Raw genomic sequence first — 25,038 nt, 5'->3', positions numbered from 1 at the left:
GGCGTAGTGAGCCGTTCAATACACTTTTATACGTTTTCTTTTCTGCCGTTTTGCCTGCTGCCTGTGAAACCTCTGTCTTTCCGGCCTTAGCTTTTGGTGTATCCTTTGACTTTTTACTGTTTTTTGCCACTTTTATCCTACTCTCCTTCTGTTTATCTGTCTTGTCATCCGAATTGGGAGCCCCCATAACCATCACCTGCCTATCCCTTAGAATGGAAGACTTATGTAAGCGTTACCTGCCCTATATATCGGCACAAAGTCTCATTTTTCTTAGCATTATTTGCAAATTGCTTCAATATTCATTTATTTTTGTCGAATTGCATAAGTAATTTGGCTCAAGTCTCCCCCCGCAACGTGAGGTTGCAGCTTCGAGGTTTACATACAAAAAAAAGAAATGCCCTTGTGTAAACGGACATCCCTTAATTTGTAATGCTGCTATTTTCTCTTGCGCATCATATCGAAATAGGCAACAGGCTGGTCCACCTTCATCCGCACGCGCTGAAGCGGGTGACGGGCCACATCCAGCGGATTGCCGGCCTCATCCCACAGCTCTCCAACGGTCTGCTTGAAGAAGGTATCATCCGGGCCGAAGAACTCGACTTCCTGCCCCGGCTTGAAGTTATTGCGCTGCTGAACGAGCGCTGTCCCGCTCTCTGCATCGTATTCCAGCACCAGACCTGCGAAATCATACGGAGCCGCCTTCTCTTCCGGCTCATAGATATGGTCCTCATGGTCCGGTGTGTCGTAGAAGAAGCCGGTATTCAGCGGACGGTTCGCCGCCTTCTGCAGCTCCTCCAGCCATTCGGGCTTCAGCACATACCCTTCAGGATCGGCCATATAAGCATCTATGGCTTTGCGGTAGGCATTCACTACTGTAGCTACGTAGTGGATCGATTTCATCCGGCCTTCAATCTTGAAGCTGTCGATTCCGGCTTCAATCAGGTCAGGAATACTCTCCAGCATGCACAGGTCCTTCGAGCCCATGGTGAACGGGTTATCCTCGGGCTGATGCAGCGGAAGCTGGGTGACTCCAGGCTGCAAGGCCTGCGGCGCTTCTGCCTGATCCTCTTCCGATACCCAGTTCCCTTCGGGACGGGCATCTTCGAACAAATCGTACTTCCAGCGGCAGGATTGGCAGCAGCCCCCGCGGTTGGAGTCACGGTCGGTGAAGTGGTTGGACAACACGCAACGCCCGGAGTACGAGGAGCACATGGCCCCATGGATGAAGCTCTCAATCTCAATATCCACATGCTGCTTGATCTCGGCAATCTCCTCCAGGCTGGTCTCCCGGCCCAATACGACACGCGGCAGTCCTTCTTGCTTCCAGAACGAAACGGCCTGCCAGTTGAGTGTAGACTGCTGGGTGCTTAGGTGCACCTCAAGACCCGGAACCAGACGCAAGGCGGTATCAACAATTACCGGATCTGCTACGATTATCGCTGCGATTCCGGCCTCATATAAATTACGCAGGTATTCTTCAATCCCCGCGATATCTTCATTGTGGGCATAGATATTGGTGGCTACGAATACTTTGGCACCGTATTTCTTGGCAAATTCAACGCCTTCGCGCATCTCCTCGAAGGTGAAGTTATCCGCTCCTGATCGCAGGCCGTATTTCTGGCCTCCGATATAGACTGCATCCGCGCCATAGTGCACGGCGAATTTCAATTTCTCCAGATTCCCTGCCGGAGCCAGGAGCTCCGGTCTGTCCAGACGGTAACGCTTGCCCTTGAACTGGGGCTTCGTCATAGTTCCCATTCCTGTTCTCCTTTCTGTGTCTCATCTTGTTAAAAGGCTAGAGAAGCTTACACCCTGATGACAAACGCTGCTGCGGTGAATTTGGACCTTCGGCCGCTGTTAGGTTTGGATTTCTTCATTTAAGCTGCGGTCCGCAGTTGAAATCCAAACCTAAAGGCGGACGCTATCGCTCCTACAGTCCAAATTCCCCTCCGCTGCTTCCATCTGGATGGTAATTTTATCAACCCATTTTAAAGAGCTGAGACAAAACCTTTTATATTAATATACCTGCTCTTTGTAGAAGAAGCCGAACGACAGCTCACGCTCCGGGTCCTGCAAGGCCCGGACCTCGTCCAGCCAGGATTCCTCGAACGCATATTCAGCCGGATCAGCGGCATAGACGTCCATGGCATGACGGTAAGCCTTAACCACAGCCACGTTATAGGAAGCGGGCTTCAGGAGACCTTCTATCTTCAGACTGTGTACGCCAGCCTTAAGCAGGAAATGGAGATCCTCCAGAATGCAGATATCATCCGAGCTCATAATATGCGTTCCATTCTCATCTTCATAGATCGGGAACTTCTCATTCGGACGCTCCGCTTCAATCAGGAACAGCCCGCGCTCCTTACCCAGGCTTCCGCCATCGCTTGGACGGCCCTGGTGCGACATATAGCTTGCTACCAGCTTGCGCTTGGAATGGTAGATATTCGTCATGCCGTGCACCTGTACCTGGGCTTCCACCTCAAGGTTAGGGACCATTTCGGTCATCTCATCCATATTCAGCTCACGTGCAAGAACGACCCGCGTAGCTCCCTTGCGGCCCCAATAATTGGCTGTAGCATAGTTGGTCGAGGTCATTTCCGCATTCCAATGCAGCTTCATTCCAGGCGCTTCAGCTTTGACGGCCGCCAGTACGGCGGGATCACCGAACTCTACCCCATCCACTCCCAGCTCGCCGATCGCCTTCACATAAGCCGGAAGCTCCTCCAGCATGGTATTGGGAATCAGTCCATTGATGCTTACATATACCTTGCCGCCCCGGGCATGAGCCAGCTTAACCACTGCTGCCGTATCCTCTAGTGTAAAATGTCCGGCAAGACGCATACCAAAGCGGTCATCGCCGACCAGCAGCGCATTCGCCCCTGCATCCAGCAGCGCCGCCGCTTCTTCCAGAGAAGCCGCTGTTGCCAGCAGCTCCGGTGTGTTATTCATCGTGTTACCTCCTGTGCATTGCTCATCCTTACTATTGTAGCGGGTTCTTACGGATTTTGTTTGCTTTTTTGAATATTGGCTAAATGTTCCTTGTAGGTTCTGGCAAATAAATGTCCCTGTGAGCCGTCTTTCTTGGTCACATAGAAGAAATAGTCCGAGACTTCCGGCGTCATGGCGGCTTCAATCGACGCCAGCCCGGGGCTGCTGATCGGTCCGGGCGGCAGGCCGGCCTGCTTATACGTATTATAAGGACTGTCTACCTTCAGATCCTTCTCATACAGCCGTTCCTTCTGCTTGTCCAGCAAGTACTGGACGGTAGCGTCGATCTCCAGCTTCTGTTCCTTATCCAGCCGGTTATAGATAATACCGGCCACCAGCGGACGTTCCTTGTCTACTACAACCTCACGCTCCACCAGTGAAGCAACAGTCAGCAGCTCATGCAGGGAGAGGCCGCGGTTCGCCAGCTTGGCCTTCCACTCAGGAATCGTATCCAGCTTTTGGACGAGTTGGTTCAGCATCGCCTCAATGACTTCCTGCGGAGTGCTGTCCTTGGCCAGTTCATAGGTCTCGGGGAACAGATACCCCTCCAGCCGGTGGCGCAGCAGCGGGTTGTCCGGAATCTCCAGCTTGCTTACAGCTTCCAGACCTGTGCCGGAATCGATCAGCTTCAGGAACACTTCAGGCTTCTGATTCCATGCAGCGGCCAGCTTCTCTGCCACCTGGACCGCTGTATACCCTTCAGGAATGGTAAAGGTAACCGTGGCTTCCTTCACGACATCTCCGGCATTCATCCGGCTGATCAGCGTGTCATAGGAGTCGCCGGGGCTTACCTGATACGTGCCCGCCTTGAAGCTGGAGCCTTCCTGGACCCATTTCAGATACCCCTTGAAGAACAGACTGTGCTTGATAATGCCCTCCTGCTCCAGCAGGTCGGCAATTTGCGAGCTTCCCATACCCTTCTCTATCGTAACCGTTACGGCCGGCCCTCCGGGCTCTACCGGCTGCATTCCATTCCAGATGTACCATGCTCCTCCTCCTGCGGCAGCAGCCAGGACCAGAATTAAGATAAGCACAGTGCGGATTACGGCTTTCAAATGTTACGCCTCACTTTCCGACTATAAAGTATAAAATTGTATTGTTCAAAATTCAACTTATTTTTATAGCATAAGCTTTTTTCATGCAGACTGAAAGTCACTTTAGTGCCATCATAAGCAAAAAGAGCGCGGAAAAAATCCGCCCTCTTCCGTATGCCCTATATGAAGTTGCTGCAGACGCTTACTCGCTATCAGCGGGGAAGGTGAGCTCGTCGTACAGCTCGGAAACATCCTCCCACTCTTCATCGTCCGTAATGCTCTCCAGCTCTGGAAGTCCGTCCGGAGAAACTACGATGCGCAGAATTTCCTGCTCCGCAGCTCTTCCCGATCCGCCCAGAACGGCATAAGCACGGTCACCCACAGCAAATTCTGCAATAATATCGTAAACGGAAGATTTGCCCTGCTCATCCTCCAGTTCTACTGTTTCTCCATATACTTCCTTGAGCTTAGAAGTCCATACCGCCTGTTCAGCGGAAAAATCAGTCATTCTCTGCTCCTCCATCCAGCTCGTCAACCAAAGTATTGAAGGTCTCCTCTACGATGGCCCATTCCTCGTCGTTCTCAATCATGAAGAGCTGCAGATCGTCGCCGTCTTCCTCGTAGCGGAACGCGTAGACCTCATCTGTCTCCTCATCCTCGGAATCGAGCGGAACCACCATCATATACTTGGCATCCGATCCGTCCACTTCAAACTTCATGATGACCTCGAATTCCTCTTCATTACCTTCCTCATCGGGAATATAGATAATTTCCGGTTCCTCTTCTTGGCCGATCTGTTCGTTTGTCATATCCGCACACCCCTCACCTTTTACTGTTAGCATCCAAAAAATTTTGCAAAATCAGCGCTGCGGCCATTTTGTCCACAAGCCCCTTGCGTTTCTTACGGCTGACGTCCCCGTCTATCAGCACCCGCTCAGCAGATACCGTCGTCAGACGCTCATCCCAAAGGTGTACGGGTAAATCGAATTGCTCCCGCAGCTTATCTGCGAATTCGATGCAAATTTCACCACGGGGTCCTACGGAGCCATTCATGTTCTTCGGCAGCCCGACAACAATCTCGCCGATTTCGTGCTCCTTGACCAGCTCACCGATGCGGTCGAATTCATTACCGTTACCGCGCCGCTCAATGGTCTCCAGAGACTGTGCTGTCCATCCGAAAATATCACTTGTGGCGACACCGATTCTGCGGTCGCCGTAATCCAGTCCCAGCTTCTTCATCATTTGGGCTGGTCCACCCGATGATTAGCCAGATAGAAACGGACCAGTTCTTCAATCAGCTCATCACGCTCTTTCCTCCGGACCAAACTTCTCGCATTGTTGTGGCGTGGAATGTAAGCCGGATCTCCTGAAAGAAGATACCCTACGATCTGATTGATCGGATGATATTCTTTCTCCACCAGCGCGTCGTACACGGCGAGCAGAATTTCCTGGGGAGAGGCTTCCTTTTCGTCGCCCTTCACATTGAATTTGACCGTTTTGTCCATGGAGTCCATGTGGTGACACCTTCCTTCTGCAAAATCACCTCGGGTTCGGGCGGCTTCGCAAAGTTGCTGCTGTACAGCTCACTTGCTGCCCTCATCATAACATATTCATGCCCCAACGAGGAAATCCTCCCTTGGTTAAAGCGCTTTTTTTGGCATTTTGTCTACAAAAATAGATGTTTTTTTGGGTTTTAAGCTATTGCAAGCCCAGGGTCAATAATGAATAACCCCAAAAAATATACATTTTGTGAATAAAGCAGCGGCACTGGGAAAATGCCCCCAGCACCGCTGCTTCCCAACCCTTGATAGAAATCCACAGTTTCTTACAGACGGGGTTACTGCATACCGCTTAAGCCTGTGCGGCTACCAGTTCCTCAGCCTTCTTGAGGGCATCGCCCAGCTTGGAAGCGTCCTTGCCTCCGGCCTGTGCCATATCCGGACGTCCGCCGCCGCCGCCGCCGCACACAGCAGCGATCTCCTTCACCAGCTTGCCGGCGTGGAAGCCCTTCTTCACCAGCTCCTGAGGCACAGCGACCACGAAGTTCACCTTGTCATCCATCGCAGCACCGAGCACCAGTATAGCATCCGGGAGCTTGGACTTCAGTTCGTCTGCCGTCGAGCGCAAAGCGTCAATATTGCCGGCTTGTACGGAGACAGCCAGGAGCTGTGTTCCTCCGCCTACTGTGATTACACTGCCGGTCAGCTCAGCTGCAGTGGTGGCGCTCAGCTTGGACTGGAGCGATTCATTCTCACGGCCCAACTCGCGTACCTGGGCATGCAGGGCTTCGATCCGCTTCGGCACATCGGTCAGCGAAGATTTGAGCAGGGCTGCCGATTGCTTCAGCAGGTCCAGCTGGCTCTCCGTGAACTGATAAGCGTAACGGCCAGTCACAGCTTCAATCCGGCGCACCCCGGAACCGATGCCGCTCTCACTGAGCAGCTTGAAGATTCCGATCTGCGCTGTATTCGACACATGGCATCCGCCGCACAGCTCCAGGCTGTAGTCGCCGACTTGAACGACACGGACCACATTGCCGTATTTCTCTCCGAAAAGGGCCATTGCTCCCATGGCCTTGGCTTCATCAATCGGCTTATTCTCAATGACTACAGGAAGGCTGCGCCAGATCTGGGCGTTCACGCGCTGCTCGATATCGCTGAGCTCCTCCGGCGTGATCGCACCGAAATGCGAGAAGTCAAACCGCAGGCGTGAGCCTTCTACTAAAGAGCCTGCCTGATTCACATGGCTGCCCAGCACTTCCTTCAGTGCCTTGTGCAGCAGATGGGTGGCCGTGTGGTTCTTCACGATATCCTCACGCTCCGCCCGGTTCACCTCAGCACGGACGGTATCGCCTACCTTCAGATCGCCTGCTTCCACCGTAACCAGATGAACATGCTGTCCGTGCGGCGCTTTGAAGAGGCCGTTCACCTTGGCTGTCACCGATCCGCCGGTCAGAACACCGGTGTCGCTGACCTGACCGCCGCTTTCCGCATAGAACGGAGTCATTTCAAGAATGACCTGGCATTCGGCGCCTTCACTGACGACATCAACAAGTGCGCCGTCAATGACAATCGCCAGCACCTTGGACTCTGTTACCGTGTCATTATATCCAACAAATTCACTTTTAACCGTCAGCTCGGCCAGTGCGCCGCCCTGGATTTTCATACTGGCACTGTCTTGACGGGCTGCTCTGGCACGGTCACGCTGCTCCTGCATCGCGGCATCGAAGCCTTCGCGGTCTACGGCAAGCCCCTGCTCGGACGCGAAGTCCTCGGTCAAGTCAAACGGGAAGCCATACGTGTCATAGAGCTTGAACGCATCGGCACCGGCAATGGTGCTCAGGCCGTCCGCTTTGGCTTTGGCGCTGATCTCGCCCAGGATAGCCAGACCATCGGACAGCGTTTCGTGGAAGCGTTCCTCTTCCAGACGAATGATTTTGGCGATATATTCACGGTTCTCGACCACGGAAGGATAATATACTCCCATAATCTCTCCAACAGTCTCGGTCAGCTCATGCAGGAACGGGCGGTCCAGTCCCAGCGTCTTGCCGTAGCGTACGGCGCGGCGGAGCAGACGACGGATAATATAGCCGCGTCCTTCATTGGAAGGAAGCACGCCATCACCCACTGCAAATGTAACGGTACGTACATGGTCGGCAATGACTTTTAGCGCGATATCCTGTTCAACATTATCCTTGTAGGTTACCCCGGCAAGCCCGGCGGTCTTCTGGATAATCGGCTGGAACAGATCGGTATCGAAGTTGGAATCGACATCCTGGAGAATGGAAGCGAAGCGCTCCAGCCCTGCACCGGTATCAATGTTCTTGTTGGGAAGCGGCGTATAGCTGCCGTCCTTATTATGGTTGAACTGCGAGAATACGAGGTTCCATACCTCCAGCCAGCGCTCATTCTCGCCGCCCGGATACATCTCCGGATCACTCATATCACTGCCGTACGCTTCCCCGCGGTCATAGAAAATCTCCGAGCACGGGCCGCACGGGCCCTCGCCGATATCCCAGAAGTTCTCATCGCCCAGCTTGATGATGCGTTCTGCGGGCAGGCCGACTTTTTCATTCCACAGCTTGAACGCTTCTTCGTCCTCAGCATACACGGTCACAGAGATCCGGTCGCCGTCGAAGCCGATCCACTCCTTGGCGGTCAGGAATTCCCAAGCCCAGGTAATGGCCTCTTCCTTGAAGTAGTCGCCGATGGAGAAGTTACCCAGCATCTCAAAAAAGGTATGGTGACGGCGCGTCTTGCCCACGTTCTCGATATCATTGGTGCGGATACATTTCTGCGAATTGGTCAGGCGTGGATTCTCAGGAATCTCCCGGCCGTCAAAGTACGCCTTCAGCGGCGCCATACCTGCGTTAATCCACAGCAGCGAAGGGTCATTGTGGGGCACGAGCGATGCGCTCGGCTCAATACGGTGGTTCTTGCTCTCAAAAAACTGCAGCCATTTGGAACGGATTTCACTTGCTTTCATCATGTACAGCTCCTGTCTCTTCATTAGTGCGGCACGCTGGCCGGATACAAAAAATCAAAAACAAAAAACGCCCCTGAATATATATTCAGGGACGATGATTATCGCGGTACCACCCTGGTTATCGCCTTGATCCGTCAATGACGGACAACTGCAGACGATCGCCTTGTGCGGCTGTTAACGGGTGCCCCCGGCGGGATTGTCCCCGCACTCCGAAATTAGCTTTCAGCCGGTCTGTCTCCCAGGTTCTCACACCCGATGCGGCGAATCCGCAAAGGAACCTGTTCTCTGGTGAAGCCATTCTCCGGCGTACTTGTTTTCATCAACGCTTTGTCCGATTTGCTTTTTAACATTTCAAGTATAGCCAGCGGGTGGGGTTCTGTCAATCTTCATCAAGAGATTTACAGCTTTACCAAGTCGGAATATAATCAAATTATTATTTAGCAATTCATTCCATCTGCAACTGGGGGAGCTTCCTTGGAAATCAGTAAAAAAGAACTGTCAACGGTCAATGAGATTATTTATAAGAATATGGACCTATGGCTCAAGAAACTGAACAAACGCATTCACCTCAAGCTATATGCGCTCGTGTATGATAACAATGAAGAGCTCATCAAAATCGTTCGTGTCAAAAAAACAGTACCCGCTTCCAATGGTGAGCCTGGCGTTGCCCAGGATATATTCCCGGAGGTGGACTTGCAGAGGGTGTTTGACGAGCTGCGTATTCTTCCAGCCGCTGAAGGCGATCTGCCCGCTACAATGGAGGCCTTAAAGGGCTTTCTGGATCAACAATGCTACAAACCCCCGGCGGATTACAAACAGAAGAATGCCGAGGACAAAGAAGAGGAAGTTGAGATCAAGGCGCAGCCAGAGAGTGAAGATACACGGCTGCTCTATGCCAATCATTTACGGTACGCCGGGGCCAAGAATACACAAGTTATGCTTTCTTATCTATTAGAAATAAGGAATGTGGATCCGGTATCGCGGGAGCTATTCTTCTCCAGGCCTCAGTTCTCGTTCCTCCGGATGTCGCTGGACTATTTCTTCGGCAACTATTTCTCGGTGAATTCCACGGGAGAAATTACGCTGCAAGACAACAAGATCCAGAGCCGCTTCGATGAGGACCCCCTGCTGTTCAACCGAAGAATGTCACGTTTGTTTTTTGGCAAAATGCAGGAGTACATCCTCAGCAATAAGTCTGCTGACGCTCCTGAATTCAACAATGACTTAAAGTTTGATTATTCTATACATAACCTAATGGAGCAGATGGATGAGATCTCCAGCCTTCCCTATGAGAATGCAAGCCCGTTCGGCTCCATCCTGTTTCTGCACAGCCAGGCCATCGATTTGCCGGGATTGATCCGCTTCAGCATCCGGTTCAAGGAGACGGGCCGGATTCTGCTGGACGATGCCAAACGTATCCGTAAGCTGCTGGAGCTGACCAATGAGGATAAGGATCTGTATCTCATTGCCGACCATAGGTATATTTACGGACTGGGCGAAGTGAACTGGAATCTGCAGCATAGCACCCTTGCCGTTCGTCTGGATTTCAACGGCTTATCCAAATTAAAGCTGGTCCTGGTTCACACCGAAGCTGAATTGTCCAAAGGCGGGGAACTCATTGTAGAGAATGACAAGCGCTACTACCGCTCAGATCTTGCCATGGTGGAGCAGCAGCTGATTTCCTTAAGCTCCAAGAATCCCAGACTGGGCGAAGAAGGCTACAGCTCTGAACGGTTCATGAAGCTGCTGGAGAATACATTCTGGAAGGATCAATCCACTGCTGCCCACCAATCCAGCATTGAAGCTCTGGACCTGATTGTCCGAAAGGCCAGGGAACAGAAACACGGAACTATGGTCGTTATTACGAGTCCCGATACGGCCAAGCAGGAGCTTATCACTTTAAGCAAACAATCCACGCCCATTGAGGAAAAAGCGATTCATCCGGATCACGTTAAATTTCTGACAGCGATTGACGGCGCTATCTACTTCGATACTCAAGCCCGGTGCCACGCGTTAGGAGTGATTCTGGACGGCAATGCCAAACCGGACATCGGCGATCCCAGCCGCGGCGCCCGCTTCAACTCTGCCCATCGCTATCTGCATAAGCTTAAGGATAGCGGTGAACAGGAATGTGTCATTGCGATCATTTCCGAAGACGGCATGGTTAACCTGATTCCTGAGAATGAGAATGAAGACCTGCTGCTGGCCACTGCCGAAGAGATGATTGATCTCATTAATGTGGACCCGCCGGATCTGAACAAGCTGGAGGCCAAAGGGAAACTGCTGCTGGAATCCAGCATTGTCGATAGTGAGTGGTTGTTTAAGGTTGGGAGAGCTTGCTGGGATAAGAAAATGTATGATAGGGCAATTCAATTTGTCAGTCATGCTGAGACTCAAGCAAAATCAGAATTTATTACTGCCTCCCAATATAATTTAATAGGTAATTGTTTTCATAATAAGGCAGTATCTCAAAAGGTGGAACCATATGATGAACAGGATATTATCAAGTTGTATGAGAAAGCTATCGCGATGTATGAGAAGGCGATTGAAAATTCTCTCTCCAGTGAGAACTGGAATCATATTTATAATAGCAACTTAGGTAATTCTTGCTCTTATTTATTCCCGATCTTAAAAAAGGACAACAATAGCTTAACTTACTTTCATGCCATATTGGATAAAGCCATCCATTCATTAAGTGAGGCGATCGAGGAACGGAAACGCAGATCTCTTAAAAACAATAAGAAACTATATTTTAAAAGAGCTTATTGTCTTCAGGGGCAAGCTGAAACGGAAGAAAATGAAGCTAATAAAGAAGTCTTATACAGAAAGTCGATGGATGATTATAATCTTTCATTGGAGCTTGAACCCAAAGATACTGATTCACTCTGGAATAAATCCCTTATCCATGAGTATTTTAATGAATTGAATGATGCCGTAGAATGTCTTGCTAGAGCCTTAGTAAATAAAAATGAAGAAAAATTCATGAAAAAATTAGTAAAATTCATAAACAAACAGCCCGATTTGATTCTTGTGGCAAGAGCTGCTTATACCGCGCAAACCGGCAGCGCTTCACTCCCACCGGAATTGGACGAGCTCTACGAAGCCTATCTGGGCAAGTTGGAGGCCTTCGATCTAGAAGGTGTGGCAGCTGCCAAGGAGATGCTCTCTCATCCGAAGCCGGATTCGGACGAGGAGTTAGATTCAAACTAACGTGCTGCGAGTGCGAAGGTGGGGCACCAGAATGGCCATTGTCCATTCTGGTGTAACGCTCCTTTGCAGACCCGGTAAGGCCCCTGATATCCCCCTCAAAAGGTTATTTACAGCGCTTACAGACAGGCGTATAATTTAATTATTCATAGCGTCGAGACGTAGCTCAGCTTGGTAGAGCGCTTGCTTCGGGAGTAAGAGGCCGCAGGTTCGAATCCTGTCGTCTCGACCATATCTAACATGATCTAATTAAGATTCGCGGCTTTGGAGCCGCGATTTTTTGGCGTGTCAAAACACCTATTCTGATCAGACGACTACCCCCGCCCCGCCCACAGCCGTCTTCTCAGCTCCATCTCCTCATAGATACGCTCCAGCGGCAATTGCATGGACTGGCCCGTAATGTTTACAGGTGTGCCGGCGAGATGGGGGTTGATGGCCATCAGCCACCGCTCTAGTCCGCGTTGCCGGGACTGGTAGGCTTTGGGGTCAGCGGGGAGCGGCGCAGCAGCATGATAAGATAGACGATGGCCGCCAGGCCAATCCCCAGCGTCCGCAGAAGGATGGCAAGAACGGTCGTAACCTCCCCGGATATTTTTAGCAACCAGATCCCCAATATCACAAAAAGCAATGATCCTGCTAGCTGCGCTATCTTCGTATTCTAGGCAGGAACGCCGCCGGAATTAACGCTAGAGTCGAGAAGGCAATCGTCCACATAAAGGTATGATCGAAGGCAACGGCTGCTGCGGACGGATCAGGAGTCAGGACGGAATTCAGCTCATTTTGTAAAATAATTGCGATAACCGATACGCCGAAGGCGCCGCCAATCTGCTGCATAATACGGGTGGTGCTGCTGGCGTGCGGGATTTGCTTCGAGGACAGGCCAATATAGGCAGAAGCCATAACCGGCAGAAAAACCGCCCCTAATCCGGCCCCCCTCACGATAAGAACCGCACTCAGAAAATAATAACTCGTATCTCCGCCAAGCTGCGTCAGCGGCCAAGTGCCAAGGATAGTAAGGACCGTACCAGCAAGAACTACCGGTCTTGATCCGATCTGATCCGTCAATTTGCCGGCCAGCGACCTCGTCAGCAGCATCCCGATGCCTTGGGGAACGAGCAGCAGGCCGGAGATCAGCACCGATTCACCGCGGACCTGCTGGAGATACAGCGGCAGCAGCAGCATCGCCCCGTAGGTGGTCAATCCGGACAGAAACAGTAGTGTAGAGGATACAGTTAAGGAACGTACCCGGAATAGCATGACATCGATCAAGGCTTCGTTTCCTTTGCGCCGGGCGTGAATTACAAACAGGGTCAGAAGTAAGACCCCCGCCAGAACGGGAACAAGCACTGCCGCATGACCGAAACCATGGTGGGAGCTGACTTCTCCAAGGCCGTACAGGATAAGCACGATAGCCGGAGACATCAACAGCAGTCCAGGCACATCCAGCCGTAGCATCCGGGCACTGTGCTCTTCCTTAGGAAGCCCTCTCCAGGCAACAATTATGGCAGCCACGCAAAGCGGGATATTGACAAAGAATATCCATCTCCAGCTCAAATGATTGACGATTATTCCTCCCAGCACCGGTCCCAGAATGGGCCCAAGCAGCGCTGGCAGAGCGATGGTCGCCATTTTTTTACCCATATTCTGACCTCCGTAGGCACGTACGGCCAAGGTCTGCATAATGGGCATCAGCAAGCCCCCGCCGATCCCCTGAAGGGTACGGAACAGTATCAGGCTCTCCACGTTCCACGCCATGCTGCACAGCACAGAGCCGAGCAAAAACATGCCCAGCGAAAACAGCCACATCCTCCTTCCCCCAAACCGCTCCACCGCCCAACCGCTTATCGGAATGACCATCGCAAGTGACAGCAGATATCCGGTCATCACCCACTGAATAGTCGACACCGAGGTGTTAAATTCCCGGACCAGCGTATCAATCGCCACATTGGTGATCGTCGTATCGAATATCGGGGCCAAAATACCAAGCATCAGAATCCACATCAAATGCTTAGCTGCTGCCTGCTGTTCCACTGGTTCAGGTGCTGGTTTAGCCTGCTTTTGCAAGTTGATTACCTCCCTTTGGTCGCTAAATAAGAAACTTTAAGTTTCTTATTTGAGCCTATGATATACTATCCTCATAAGAAACGCAACGAAATTCTCCCAAGGAGGGCAAGACCGATATGTCCACTTCTCAAGAACAGGATAAGTTGAAAAACAGACGCCGGGGCAAGGAACTGGAAGCCGCCATTCTCCAAGCCGTGCGGGAAGAGTTGACAGAGCAGGGGTATTCCAATCTGACGATGGAAAGTGTGGCCGAGCGGGCGGGAACAAGCAAAGCCGTACTCTACCGCCGGTGGGCCAATCGTGCTGAGCTTGTGCTTGCTGCCATCCGGGAACGTGTGCCCCTGCCGCTGGAGGAGGTGCCCGACCACGGGAATTTGCGGGACGATGTATGCGGGGTGCTCCGGGCCATGAACCACAATAATATTCAAGCGATATTGAACGCTTTTTACGGGCTTGTGGCGGAAATGGGCGATATGCCGCTTGCCTCGTATATTTTCCCCCATGGACGTCAAAACAGAACCATGTCGATTCTGCTAGAGCGGGCTGTTGAGCGGGGAGAAGTGTCTGCCGAAGCCGTTACCCCACGCATGCTCACATTGCCGTCCGATCTGGCCCGCCATGAGCTGATGCTGTATAACGTACCCATGTCGGAGGAAACGATCGCCAATATTGTGGACGAGGTGTACCTGCCGCTGGTGTTGAAGCGGTAACCCTTCATTCCCGGCCATCCAACCGCAACCATAAACAGCCAGCCACCGGAAATCTGCCCGGCGGCTGGCTGTTGCTTTGCTCTCTCTTATAGAAGTAACTTTTACAGCTTCCAGATCCGGTACAGAATGACTGCTGCTTCTGCGCGGGTGAGCGTGTCGCCCGGTGCAAGCTTGCCGTTCTTGCCGTTCACTAGGCCGTACTTCAGCAGTGCGGACACGCTGTCCTTGGCATAGGCGGAGATTAGGCTGGCATCGGAGTAGGACTCTGCCGATCCGCTACCCTCAGCCATGATTCCGGCTGCCTTCAGGGCCCGGGCCGCAATCACCATCATCTCCTGGCGGGTGAGGAGGCCCGCTGGCTTGAAGGTGTTATCTGCGTAGCCAGTAACGATTCCGAGCTGCTTCGCGGCCGCAAGCTCCTTGCTATAGGCAGCGTTGCTCTGGACATCGCTGAAGCCTGCACCTGCTTCAGCGGCAGCCTTAAGCTCCAGCACCTTCACAAGGGAGGCCGTGAAGTCTGCCCTGTTCACAGGATCCGCAGCAAGCAGGCTGTTCCCATCCGGGATGATACTGCGGGCAGCCATGGCAGAGGCTGCCTGCTTAGCCCAGGACACGTTCCCGATATCTGTGAGGGCCAGCGGAGCATAGGCAACGGCAAAGGTGCCGAATTCCGGTGTCCGGAACATCAGAGCTTCCTGCGTCGCGACATAACGGCTATTCACGACAGCGGACAACGCGCCTGTGCCGGTGAGCGAACGGACCAGAAGGGAGTCAAGTTCGCCCTGCTCTTCCGCTGACGCTTTGTAAGGAATTGAGACGGTCATCGCGCCGGTGCCAGACCAGGCTAACTTCTGCCCGCCTGCGAGCAGACTCAGCTCCACCACCGGACGGCTGCCGGTCTGCTGGAGGGCAGCCGCATTCAGCCCCCCGGCTACTCCAGCCCGGATGCTGACATATTCAGCAGTTGTCGTAATTCCTGCGAGCTGCTCACTTGGAATGGACAGCGTAGCAAGGCCGCTCCGGAGAACTAGCAGGTACTTCTCCTGAGTCTTCAGGCCTTGAAGCGGCAACTGGGCTTCATAGGAAGCTACGCCGGTCTGGTCCGGCAGGTCAATGATGAGCTGCTTCCGCCCGTCTGCTGCCGGAACCGCCTGCTTCAGGGCTTGCTGCCACAGCTCAACCGTAACAATGGCCTTCGCCTCTGTGCCTTCGGTCTTCACTACAGGTCTGATTGTCACAACACCATCCTTGACATCAAACTGTGCAGGCTTAGGCGCAGGTGTGCTGCTGCTATAGCTGGTACCGCCGGATACTGGTGCCGGTGTCGCTGTTGGTTCCGGCGTTGTTTCCGGTTTCGGTGTTGGCGTCGGCTCCGTTGACGGCTCGCCGCCGTCTTTGGCCTTAAGCGTCAGCACGCCGAAGACGGAGGTGTCCTGATAGCCGTTGCCGGTGGTATCATTCCAGGCGGCCACACTTTGCCGGACGCCGTTCTTGGCATCGTTGATCTGAGTGTCGAAGCCGACCTTAGTGCCGCCGGCCGGCGTGATTTTTTTGAACGGAATCTTCATTTCAAGGGTATAGTTAGTTCCGGTGACCTTGGTTGCCGACTCGAAGCCTGCAGCAATGTCTGCCGGACTGAAGGAGGCTTCATTGTCATAATTAACCCGGTATTGTCCGTCATCGCTCTCGTAGAAGGTCGTGCGGCCGAAATTCTCATCCAGGAAAATCTCGACAGAGTCCTGCTCCCATGCATTCACATTACTCTTGTCCAGCTGGGCATCACTGACCTGGACCAGTACATATAGATTATGGTCATCCCACAGGGTACGCGTGGTTCCGCTTGCGCCCTGCCAGGCCATCTGATAACGGTTCACAGCCATCTCGGGCGCAGAGGCCCAGATTCCATCCGCTGTTCCGTCAATAACCGGCGTGCCGTAGACCGCCTCTGACACGTTGGCTTCCGCAGTATTCGGCTCATGCTCAGCCATGAACTTGGCCGGATCGATAACCGCATAGTAGGCTTCCTTTGCTTGCAAATTCTTATCGAACAGCAACGGGCTTGACTCTGCTCTCCAGCTTGTGTGGTCATCCATGCCCCAGAAGGTTACCCGCGCGATATGGTCGGCATGGGCCTTATAAATATCCATTAATTTGGCATACAGATAGCCCTGGGCAATCCGTTCCTTCTCTGTCTGCTTATTCTGGCTGCCAGCCTGGATATCCAGCTCAGTAATGCTAACTTCTACACCAAGCGAAATAAATTTCTCCAGGGACAGCTTCACGTTATCGGGATTCGTATTGATATTGTAATGCGCCTGCATTCCTACGCCGTCAATCAGCTGCTTGCCGGGATGAGTCAGCGCATACTTGTCATTCAGTTCCTTGACCATGCTGTAAATGGCCTGGGCTTTGTTCTGGTTATCATCATTGTAATCATTGTAATACAGCTTGATATCCCACTCTGGATGCTGGTCCAGCACCTCTCTGGCCGCCAGGAACGCCTGCTCCAGATAGTCCGGGCCGATAGCGTCATACCACGGAGCTTTACGCAGCGCCGCTTGCCAATTGGAAGGATTGGACGGGTTATCATTCATCGCCTCGTTGACGACATCCCAGGAGATCACCCGGTCTCCGAAATGCTCCATGACTCCCTTGATGTGGGCTCTCAAGTTAGCGAGTGCTTCGTCACGCCCCAGGGGAACGCTTTTGCCAGCTGCATCTGTGGTCAAATTCATCCAGTCGGGCGACTGCTGATACCATACCAGCACATGCCCGTGCATCTTCATGCCTTCGGCAAGTACCTTATTTACCATCGCATCTGCCGCGGTAAAAGTGAAATTGCCCTTGGTTGGCTGAAGCGCATCCGGCTTCATGGCATTGCCTGCGGTAGCAACATTGTGATGCATTTTCAGCAGGTCCAGCCGCACACCTTCCAGATCCTCGGCAGATAGCGCGTTGCCGATCAGGAAGTCGTTCTGATAGGCCGTTTTTAGCGGAATCAGATCCCTCTGAATATCCACTGGTGCCGTACCTGTATGCTCGAAATTAATATCATCGATATAGAAGGAAGCGGTTGCATTATTGGAACTTTCAATGTACAGGGTCAGATATTCGCCGCCCACGCTGTTATAGCGGTAGCTGCCCTCATATTTCACCCAGCCGTCAGCGGTGCTGATCGTCTTGGGGGACAGTGCCACATAACTTGCTCCTGTATCATTGCCCACCTGCGTCGAGAGCTGAAGCTGCGCGCTGGCCGGATCAATCAGCTTCACCCAGGCAGACAGGGTATATTCGCTGCCCTTGTCCACGTATTTCTCCACACGCAGGGAAGGACCGTGCCAGGTAGCCGTTCTACCCTCGACCTTCAGGGAATACGAACCGCCCTCCGTATGATTCGCTTCATTCGTTACGGTCAGTGTCTCGGTTCCGGCTCTGCCGGTGAAGCCGCCCTCTTGCTGATCTTCAAAATTAATCTTACTGAACGGCAAAGCCGGTTCCCGCACAGGATCTTCCCCGCCGCCTGTGGTATCCTCTGTCGTAATCAGAAGGTCACCAAGGTAGAACGGAACTGTGGCTCCCTTATCGTCTGACTGGATGCGCAGCTTCTCCTCCGCGTCCACCGTGAAGGTCTTGGTCAAGGTCACGGCTTGGCCCGCATGATAATCGCCACCGGCGAAATTGCCGTAACCATCCAGTGTCAGCATCACTGCCTGTGCGCCTTCCGGCACAGTTACGCTGCCATCCACATAGACCACGGCTGTTACGGTATAGGTGCTGCCCTTCTTCATCCCCATATCCGAGAGGTTGAAATCGGCGGCATCCCAACTGTTTCCACGGCTGCTAACATAGAGCGCTGCCCCGTCGGAATTTCCTGTAAAAGGAACCCCCGTAACCGCCTCCAGCTTAGCACCGCCCGACTGGACTGCCTTGCCTGTCCCATTCGCAAACGTTTCATGATACACCATAGTGGTCTTAGCCTCGGCTGCTTGAGCAGCCGGAAGACCCCCGCCTGCCGGAAGAAGCACAAGGGCTGCCAGCAGCACCAGAGAGACTTTCTTGATTATTCTCTTCATGCATTGCACTCCTCTGTATGAATTTGGGTTTCAATGAGTTAAGCGCTTACAGCTAATGTGGAAGCCTCCCCCTTCACCACCCAAATCGTAGCATACGGACCCAAGGGCGTCTTACCCGAAATTAAAGGTTGTACCGTGCTTTTTATAGATGATTCCGGCTTGAATAGGCTGAACAAGATCACCCTAACGGGTAAAGGAAGTTGATGTTCTCCCACCGGCCGCTTGTATGGAGCACATTGTTGCACATCTTGCAGGATTTCTTTATAAATGTTACTGGCTGTGGAACAATGTTGCATTATTTGCACAAATTTCAGTATTTTGAGCAAGTCAGCGCTGGATTTGTTGCATTTGGTGCAGGATATCAGCATAGACCGCTTCTATGGAGCTGTATTGTTGCACTTCTTGCAGGATTCCTCTACAAATGTTACTGGCTGTGTAGCATGGGACCTTCACTCGGCGCAGCAGCACCCATTGTATTCGGTTTTTCACACCAGAAGAAAAAACAAAGAAGACCCCTGAATCAGGAGTCTTCTTACCGGCAGGATCTAAATCAGCTTGTGCGCATACCACTTCTTGCCCCGGAAGCGCCACAGGAATACAGCTCCGCGGACCGCCCACTCGCAGTTCATCGCCAGCCATACCCCTAGCACCCCGTAACCCAGTACAATCCCGAGAATATAGCCGAAAATAACCCGGAACAGCCACATGGTCAGCATTGAGGCAATGGAGGTGAAGCGGGAATCTCCCGCTGCCCGCAGGGCAGATGGCAGAATGAAGCTGAAGGCCCACAGCGGAATCTGGGCAATCGCATTGACCAGCAGCACCACGAACAGATCATCGATAATCTCCGCAGGCGGAGAAAAGATAGACACCAGCGGATGGAACAGCGGCATCAGGATCAAAGCCACCAGAGCGTACGAAGCAGAACCAATCCACAGGAAGGACTTGATGAACTTCCGGGCATCCGCGACATCCCCCCGTCCGATACACTGGCCGACCACGGTCACAATCGTCAGCGACAGCGCACTGGCCGGAATCTGAAAAACCATCGCCAGCGACCCGGCAATCGCATTGGTGGCAATGGCATACGTGCCCAGACTGACAATGAAGATCTGCGTCAGCAGCTTGCCGCCGTTGAAGAACATCTGCTCCGCGGCGAAGGGTACGCCGATGAACATGATTTTGCGCAGCATCGTAAGCGGAACATGGAGCAGGTCGCGGAACTGCACACGCAGCACCGTATCGACTTTAAACAGGTAGACCAAAGCACAGACCATCCCCGTATAACGCGCAATATTGACCGCAAGTGTCATGCCCAGCACACCCATGTCCAGCAGGTTAATAAAGACGACGTTAAGGAGCACGTACAGCAGGTTCATAATCAGCGACAGCATCAGCGAAGCCCGCGTCCGGCCCACACCCCGCAGCGCACCGCATACAGCCTGAACCACGGCAATCCCCAGATAAGAAATGCTGCTGCCAATCATATAGACCCGGGCATTGTCCAGCACATCGGCGGAAGCCGTCCCGAACAACAGATTCAGAATCGGCGTATGGAAGGACATCAGCAGCAGGCCAATTCCCACCGCAAGCAGCGAGACGGAGGTTACCGAGCCCGCCGTAGCCTGGGAGACCATGCGGTCGTTCCCGCTTCCTTTATATTGTGCAACCACTACGGTCCCCCCGGTCGCAATCGCCACAAATACATTGATCAAGAAAATATTCAGTGAATCCACCATATTCACCGCACTGACCGCCGCCATCCCCGACGAGCTGATCATCGCAGTATTGACCAGATTCAGCCCGATAATGAAAGCCTGATCAATGAGAATAGGGAGAAACAAAGCAATAATTTGCCGGTAATCCATGCTGTCTCCGGACAGATATTTTTCCAGCCATTTCTTGGCCGGTTGACGAGCTTGAAGCTGCATAAACATATCACATTCTTTTCTGTAGAATAATTGCAGGCATACAATACAGTCCTTCCAGTCTACTACAGATTCCGCTCCAAGTCTGTGTTAAGTGTGGATTTCTTTCATCTTAGCGGATAACATTCCTTGCTCCCTAAGTAAAATCCTGGGTCCGGCCGAAATATAGAATGAGAGCATTTACTTTCGGAAGGAGGAGCCCATTATGAATAACGAGATCGTCAAAAGTCTGATCCAGCAGGTTACAGAAGAAGTCCTGTCCGAGAACCAAAACGCCCTGGAGCAGCATGGAAACAGCAAAGCCAGCATTCAATTGGCGTTGCACCTGTCTGCCATGACCACCCTTAAGATTCTGGAAAAGCTGGAGCTGATCGACAAAGATTAACCGCGCAGCTTGTCTGTGCTACATACCCGTAAGGCACACCGCGCAAAAACCCCGCAGGAAGAAAATTTTCTCCTGCGGGGTTTTGTGTGGCTATGGCAACTTCAGGTGCACTAATGCTCCTCATTTACGCTCCAGGCCTGCTTTTGACGAATTCAAGTGCACTTGTGCTCCTCCTTCTGAAGGCTCGGAGGGATTTATCCCTTTCATTTCCGCTCATCATCCCTTTCAGCTGCACCAATGGGATTTATCCCTTTAAATTTGGCCTGCTACCCTTATATGTGCTGCGCCTCCAGCTCCCGCCTGAGCTCAAGCGCTTCAATACCGGCCAGCAGCACAATGCCGATTCCGTGAGTATCGTTGAGCTGCCAGGTGAGCTGCTCCTTGTAGTATAGCGGGTTGAACGAATAGCCTGATCCCCGGCAGACACCGTAGACGTTCCCTTGATAGTCGATGCAGTATTCGGCCAGCGCCGTCCAGCCGCGCAGCGCTGCATCAGCATATGAATAAGGTGCGGGCAGCCAGCCTCTGCGCACACCCCGTGCAAAAGCATACACAAACATCGAAGAACAGGATGCCTCCGCATATGATCCGGGATCGGTCAGGACCTGATGCCATAATCCAGCGGTATCCTGCAGCCGTATATACCCTTCGCACAGCAGCCGGTAATAATCCAGCAGTTCTACCCGTTGCGGATGCTGCTCCGGCAGTACCTCCAGCAGCTCAGTCAGCGAGAACAGGACCCAGCCGTTGCCTCTGCCCCAGGCTACACCGTTCGGCTTGCCGAATTTGTAGTCGTACACATGATGCATAATGCCCAGCTCCGGCTGGAACAGGCGGTTACGGTAATGCCGGAATTGTGACACCGCATCATCCAGATAAGCGGCATCTCCTGTCAGCAGATAATACCGGCTCAGGAACGGAGTGCTCATATACAAATCATCGCACCACATCGTTCCCTGCATGAAGTCGGTGGTGCCCCGTGTACGGTAGAGCGCCCCCTCCTCATCACGGGACTGCGTCTCATGAATGTAGCGGGCGATATACGCCGCTGTTTCGGGCGCTCCGCGCAGCGGCTGTTCGGCATGGGCGGCCAGCATCGTCGCTCCGAAGGAGCCGCAATCATCCAGAGAGTCCATGAGCGCCAGCTGCTGGTTAATACCCGGAGCACCGTAGCGGCTGCGGTCCCATAGCGCATACGCATGAAGCCGGGTACACTGCCCGATATGACCCCTGATATAAGCGGAATAGTGGGGATCGCCCAGAGTATGACCGGTACGCAGCAGACCATAGAGGGTTACACCCAGCGGATAATTCCAGCGTCCATACAGCGCACTCTCCAGATACGGCCTGACGACTCCACCCGGGCGGTCCACCCGCCAAAAGCATTCCTCCGCCCCTTCACCGAAGGGACTATCCATAGAAGCCGCCTCCATAGGCTGCGGTACTGCCGATTGCAGAAAAGGGCCCAGGTACAGCCATGGCCCGCTCTGTCCGTCCACCGGATAAGGACTCACCAGCTTCACTGTGCTGCGGATTCCACTGGCACAAGCTCCCTTATTCACGCTTCCCTGCGGATAGGAGTGTGGTAAAGCTTCCGCAATCCCCCGGCCAGACTCCGTCTCCACCTGTACCTTCACCTCTGCCTCTTCTGCGTTTCCAGCCGCAGCCGCTTCCAGCTCGAAGCCCCAGCCGGAACCGCCGCAGACGGCCTCGACCAGCAGGTCATGGCTGCCGAAGCCAAGCGGCAGCACACACGCAAGCCCGGCATTCCCTTCGGGCTGGATGGCGGCAAGCCTGCCATCCACATAGATCCGGAGTGCCGGGACATCCCGGCTGCGGAGAGTCAGCCGGGCGTCCGCTCCGCCGGGGGCCGTCACCGCCAGCCGGCTCCAGGCCAGCGCCTTCGCGCCGGGAACCGCGCCGAGCACACGCGCGAGGTTCCCGCCCGCTTCCTTGTCATCCGGCCACCCGGCCGCCGGATACCAGACACAGCGGGCCGCCAGCGAAGCTTCGGCGGCCTCTGCGGCTTCGCCGCAGCGGACACTTCCGCGCTGCGAAGGCTCCACGCGGTGCGCCGCAGCCTCTCCCTCTGGAGCGCCGCCTTCCGGCAGCAGCGTCCATCTGCTCTGCTGCGGCGCGCTGTAGATCCAGCCCTCACAGCCGCTGCGCTCGGCTGTCGGGGCCAGGAAATGCAGCGGCGCTCCCTTCACGCTGCCGGTGCCGAAGATCCCGCCGCAGCCGGTCCCGACGGCGGTGCATTCCAGCAGGAACTGGTTCCAGCCCGGCCTCAGTCCGGTACGAAAGAACGCCTTGCGGTCCGGGAACACATCATCGTTCAGATTGGACGCGAACACGGCAACCCCGTTGACATAGACTGTCACCGGACCGAAGCAGCTGAGAGCGAGCGGTACTTCGCTGTCTGCATCGCTCCACAGCTTCCCCCAGACATAGACAAATTCCCCGTCTTGCAGCTCAGGCAGCCGCTCCTTCAGGTTCATCTCATACCGGCAATCCGCCAGCCGCGGAAAGCTGTGCTCCAGATGCACCCGGTAGACCGGAGGCTGCGGCGGGTTCGCACCAATATAGCGGTTCGCTATAACCGCCAGCATGGATTCTGTATGATCTCCAGCGGTACGGACGATGGAATGACGCGGATCAAAATAGGCGGGAACATTGGCCTGCGCAGCATCACTCTCCACCGACCCTGCTCCCAAGGCACAATTCTGCGCAACCTCACCCTTCAGAGACTCCCCTCTCAAGACACCATCCTGCGCAACCTCACCCTTCACAGCTCCCCCTCTCAAGACACCATCCTGCACAGCAGCACCCTTCACAGACCCCGCTCTCAAGACACCATCCTGCACAGCAGCACCCTTCGCGGCATGCCCTTCCTCGGCACTCAACACCGCCTTCTCGTCCCCGCCGCCCCTCACAATACCACCTCACCGCCGGGGTACAGGGTGGAGCTGTACAGACGTTTGGGCTGGGGCAGCGGCTGCCCGGGATGAACCGCCAGCAGCGGGAGCGGCTCACCGGCATAGACGGCGGCCAGCTCATCCGTATAAATAATGACCTGCTCGGTTCCGCTGCCCAGCAGATCCCCGTGCACGGCGTAGCCCTGCTCAGCGAATTCGGCAACGATATTCATATGGCCGTCATACAGTGCGGGAAGCACAGCCTCCCCCCGGCGGTACGCCAGGATATAATCCGGTGCACCCGGCCAGAACCGGCTGACGGCTTCGACGATGGTCAGCCAGCCGTCAGTGGTGCGTTCTTCCTTCCATAACTCCCGGCCTGATTGGTCCAGCAGGAACATGGCATCCTTGCCCCGCAGGCCCTTGCCGTCATCCTCACGGACCAGACGGTCAAGGCCCGCAATCTGTAGACCGGGCAGGTCGGGCCGGAATCGCCCGAGTGCCAGATGCTGCGACTCGACAGAGCCTTCGTAACGCCATAGCTCGCGTCCGTTACGGTCGTACATCACCGTCACACTGCCGCCGATGACCAGCTCCGGTACCCCGTCTCCGTTCACATCGCCGACCCACAGGCAATCGGCGTGATCGTCCAGATCCTTGCAGCTCCATAGCCGCTTGCCCTCAGCGTCCAGCAGGTCATATCCGGCCATGACCTCATCGCGCCCGTCGCCGTCCAGATCGAACACCCAGGGATAATGCCCCACATTACCCTGATGGGTCCAGAGCAGCCGGAAGTCCCGATCCAGCGCCCACAGCTGATGGTAGCGGTCTTTGAGAATAATGTCAGAAGGCCGGTCGCCGCCTGACAGATTAGCAATAATGATGCAGTCATGAGCCTCCTTCGCCGGCAGCGGATGAACCGCTTTTACCTTGCCGGTCGCCCCTTCCAGAATATGCAGCTGGTCCTTCATTACACACAGCACCTCCAGAGCGCCGTCACCGTCAATATCGAAGATCTGGGCCGGGTAATCCGAGCCTTGGCTGCCCGCGCCCGAATCCGGCTTCCCCGTCTGCCACAGCAGGCGGCCGTCCAGATTGTAGGCTGTCAGGCACTGCACCTGATGCGGAATATAACGGACATCCTGGCGGTTATCCGGCTGCACCAGCAGCAGTTCAGCCCGGCCGTCCCCGTCCAGGTCACCGAGCAGCATTTTACATCTTGGACCGGCGGCGGAGATATCCAGTCCGG

General features: G+C 53.9%; 18 protein-coding genes and 1 tRNA gene. 4 read left to right on the top strand and 15 right to left on the bottom strand.

All coding sequences use genetic code 11. The features are described 5' to 3' along the window. Nucleotides 1–435 precede the first annotated feature (435 nt). The 8 genes from MHH28_RS30945 to alaS all read right to left on the bottom strand — a co-directional run bounded on the left by MHH28_RS30945 (nucleotide 436) and on the right by alaS (nucleotide 8,507). Nucleotides 436–1,758 (bottom strand): U32 family peptidase, encoded by a 1,323-nt coding sequence (locus MHH28_RS30945; protein ID WP_405109226.1) that lies wholly within the window; start codon nucleotides 1,756–1,758, stop codon nucleotides 436–438. A 258-nt stretch (nucleotides 1,759–2,016) separates the two neighbouring features. After that, complete coding sequence (locus MHH28_RS30940; protein ID WP_405109223.1) at nucleotides 2,017–2,949, bottom strand: peptidase U32 family protein; 933 nt, start codon at nucleotides 2,947–2,949, stop codon at nucleotides 2,017–2,019. 47 nt (nucleotides 2,950–2,996) lie between these two features. Then, nucleotides 2,997–4,022, bottom strand: coding sequence for an endolytic transglycosylase MltG (gene mltG / locus MHH28_RS30935; protein ID WP_405109220.1), 1,026 nt, complete (start codon nucleotides 4,020–4,022; stop codon nucleotides 2,997–2,999). Between the two features lie 202 nt (nucleotides 4,023–4,224). Continuing rightward, a complete protein-coding gene (locus MHH28_RS30930; protein WP_405109218.1) occupies nucleotides 4,225–4,530 on the bottom strand; it encodes a DUF1292 domain-containing protein in 306 nt (101 codons plus the stop codon). Further along, entirely contained in the window at nucleotides 4,523–4,831 is a 309-nt protein-coding gene (locus MHH28_RS30925; RefSeq protein ID WP_036696606.1) for a DUF1292 domain-containing protein, read from the bottom strand. Before MHH28_RS30925 ends, MHH28_RS30930 begins: the two co-directional genes overlap by 8 nt. A gap of 13 nt (nucleotides 4,832–4,844) precedes the next feature. Continuing rightward, the gene (gene ruvX, locus MHH28_RS30920) at nucleotides 4,845–5,261 is read right to left on the bottom strand and encodes a Holliday junction resolvase RuvX (protein WP_405117344.1); all 417 of its coding nucleotides are present in this window, start codon (nucleotides 5,259–5,261) and stop codon (nucleotides 4,845–4,847) included. After that, nucleotides 5,261–5,536 (bottom strand): IreB family regulatory phosphoprotein, encoded by a 276-nt coding sequence (locus tag MHH28_RS30915; protein ID WP_036696603.1) that lies wholly within the window; start codon nucleotides 5,534–5,536, stop codon nucleotides 5,261–5,263. The genes ruvX and MHH28_RS30915 overlap by 1 nt, the downstream gene beginning before the upstream one ends. Nucleotides 5,537–5,873: 337 nt before the next feature. Continuing rightward, the gene (alaS, locus tag MHH28_RS30910; protein WP_405117343.1) at nucleotides 5,874–8,507 is read right to left on the bottom strand and encodes an alanine--tRNA ligase; all 2,634 of its coding nucleotides are present in this window, start codon (nucleotides 8,505–8,507) and stop codon (nucleotides 5,874–5,876) included. Nucleotides 8,508–8,981: 474 nt separating this feature from the next. Between alaS and MHH28_RS30905 the strand changes: the two genes are divergently transcribed. After that, nucleotides 8,982–11,717 (top strand): tetratricopeptide repeat protein, encoded by a 2,736-nt coding sequence (locus tag MHH28_RS30905; RefSeq protein ID WP_405109213.1) that lies wholly within the window; start codon nucleotides 8,982–8,984, stop codon nucleotides 11,715–11,717. Between the two features lie 152 nt (nucleotides 11,718–11,869). Next, nucleotides 11,870–11,946: transfer RNA gene (locus MHH28_RS30900), tRNA-Pro, on the top strand. A gap of 82 nt (nucleotides 11,947–12,028) precedes the next feature. On the opposite strand, the gene MHH28_RS30895 is transcribed toward MHH28_RS30900, so the two are convergent. From MHH28_RS30895 to MHH28_RS30885, 3 genes are read right to left on the bottom strand one after another with little or no spacing between them, the layout of a single operon-like run. Further along, complete coding sequence (locus MHH28_RS30895) at nucleotides 12,029–12,154, bottom strand: hypothetical protein (RefSeq protein ID WP_405109210.1); 126 nt, start codon at nucleotides 12,152–12,154, stop codon at nucleotides 12,029–12,031. 11 nt (nucleotides 12,155–12,165) lie between these two features. Next, complete coding sequence (locus tag MHH28_RS30890) at nucleotides 12,166–12,327, bottom strand: hypothetical protein (protein WP_405109208.1); 162 nt, start codon at nucleotides 12,325–12,327, stop codon at nucleotides 12,166–12,168. Between the two features lie 32 nt (nucleotides 12,328–12,359). Then, the gene (locus MHH28_RS30885) at nucleotides 12,360–13,778 is read right to left on the bottom strand and encodes an MDR family MFS transporter (RefSeq protein ID WP_405109206.1); all 1,419 of its coding nucleotides are present in this window, start codon (nucleotides 13,776–13,778) and stop codon (nucleotides 12,360–12,362) included. Nucleotides 13,779–13,894: 116 nt separating this feature from the next. Here MHH28_RS30885 and MHH28_RS30880 point away from each other — a divergent pair, with 116 nt between their 5' ends. Then, nucleotides 13,895–14,488, top strand: a complete 594-nt coding sequence (locus MHH28_RS30880) for a TetR/AcrR family transcriptional regulator (protein WP_405109203.1) — start codon at nucleotides 13,895–13,897, stop codon at nucleotides 14,486–14,488. 101 nt (nucleotides 14,489–14,589) lie between these two features. Here MHH28_RS30880 and MHH28_RS30875 read toward each other — a convergent pair whose 3' ends face one another. Further along, nucleotides 14,590–18,561 (bottom strand): endo-1,4-beta-xylanase, encoded by a 3,972-nt coding sequence (locus tag MHH28_RS30875; protein ID WP_405109200.1) that lies wholly within the window; start codon nucleotides 18,559–18,561, stop codon nucleotides 14,590–14,592. A gap of 545 nt (nucleotides 18,562–19,106) precedes the next feature. Beyond that, nucleotides 19,107–20,498, bottom strand: coding sequence for an MATE family efflux transporter (locus MHH28_RS30870; RefSeq protein ID WP_405109197.1), 1,392 nt, complete (start codon nucleotides 20,496–20,498; stop codon nucleotides 19,107–19,109). A gap of 196 nt (nucleotides 20,499–20,694) precedes the next feature. Between MHH28_RS30870 and MHH28_RS30865 the strand changes: the two genes are divergently transcribed. Next, nucleotides 20,695–20,874 (top strand): hypothetical protein, encoded by a 180-nt coding sequence (locus tag MHH28_RS30865; RefSeq protein ID WP_405109194.1) that lies wholly within the window; start codon nucleotides 20,695–20,697, stop codon nucleotides 20,872–20,874. A gap of 272 nt (nucleotides 20,875–21,146) precedes the next feature. Here the strand turns inward: MHH28_RS30865 and MHH28_RS30860 are convergent, their stop codons facing one another. Both MHH28_RS30860 and MHH28_RS30855 read right to left on the bottom strand, forming a co-directional pair. Then, nucleotides 21,147–23,807 carry a glycoside hydrolase family 105 protein gene (locus MHH28_RS30860; RefSeq protein ID WP_405109191.1) on the bottom strand — a complete coding sequence of 887 codons (2,661 nt, stop codon included), beginning with the start codon at nucleotides 23,805–23,807 and terminating at the stop codon, nucleotides 21,147–21,149. Next, nucleotides 23,804–25,000, bottom strand: a complete 1,197-nt coding sequence (locus MHH28_RS30855; protein ID WP_405117342.1) for a hypothetical protein — start codon at nucleotides 24,998–25,000, stop codon at nucleotides 23,804–23,806. Before MHH28_RS30855 ends, MHH28_RS30860 begins: the two co-directional genes overlap by 4 nt. Between the last annotated feature and the right edge of the window lie 38 nt (nucleotides 25,001–25,038).

The organism is Paenibacillus sp. FSL K6-1217 (assembly GCF_045040735.1).
Classification (GTDB): Bacteria; Bacillota; Bacilli; order Paenibacillales; family Paenibacillaceae; genus Paenibacillus_AQ.
This window is presented reverse-complemented; position numbering and strand designations above follow the sequence as displayed.

Coding starts and splice junctions, on each gene's coding strand:
- MHH28_RS30870 (WP_405109197.1), bottom strand. CDS start 20,498: ATGTTTATGCAGCTTCAAGCTCGTCAACCGGCCAAGAAATGGCTGGAA.
- alaS (WP_405117343.1), bottom strand. CDS start 8,507: ATGAAAGCAAGTGAAATCCGTTCCAAATGGCTGCAGTTTTTTGAGAGC.
- MHH28_RS30880 (WP_405109203.1), top strand. CDS start 13,895: ATGTCCACTTCTCAAGAACAGGATAAGTTGAAAAACAGACGCCGGGGC.
- MHH28_RS30945 (WP_405109226.1), bottom strand. CDS start 1,758: ATGGGAACTATGACGAAGCCCCAGTTCAAGGGCAAGCGTTACCGTCTG.
- MHH28_RS30875 (WP_405109200.1), bottom strand. CDS start 18,561: ATGAAGAGAATAATCAAGAAAGTCTCTCTGGTGCTGCTGGCAGCCCTT.
- ruvX (WP_405117344.1), bottom strand. CDS start 5,261: ATGAAGAAGCTGGGACTGGATTACGGCGACCGCAGAATCGGTGTCGCC.
- MHH28_RS30925 (WP_036696606.1), bottom strand. CDS start 4,831: ATGACAAACGAACAGATCGGCCAAGAAGAGGAACCGGAAATTATCTAT.
- MHH28_RS30865 (WP_405109194.1), top strand. CDS start 20,695: ATGAATAACGAGATCGTCAAAAGTCTGATCCAGCAGGTTACAGAAGAA.
- MHH28_RS30855 (WP_405117342.1), bottom strand. CDS start 25,000: ATGCTGCTCGGTGACCTGGACGGGGACGGCCGGGCTGAACTGCTGCTG.
- MHH28_RS30930 (WP_405109218.1), bottom strand. CDS start 4,530: ATGACTGATTTTTCCGCTGAACAGGCGGTATGGACTTCTAAGCTCAAG.
- MHH28_RS30895 (WP_405109210.1), bottom strand. CDS start 12,154: ATGGCCATCAACCCCCATCTCGCCGGCACACCTGTAAACATTACGGGC.
- MHH28_RS30915 (WP_036696603.1), bottom strand. CDS start 5,536: ATGGACTCCATGGACAAAACGGTCAAATTCAATGTGAAGGGCGACGAA.
- MHH28_RS30940 (WP_405109223.1), bottom strand. CDS start 2,949: ATGAATAACACACCGGAGCTGCTGGCAACAGCGGCTTCTCTGGAAGAA.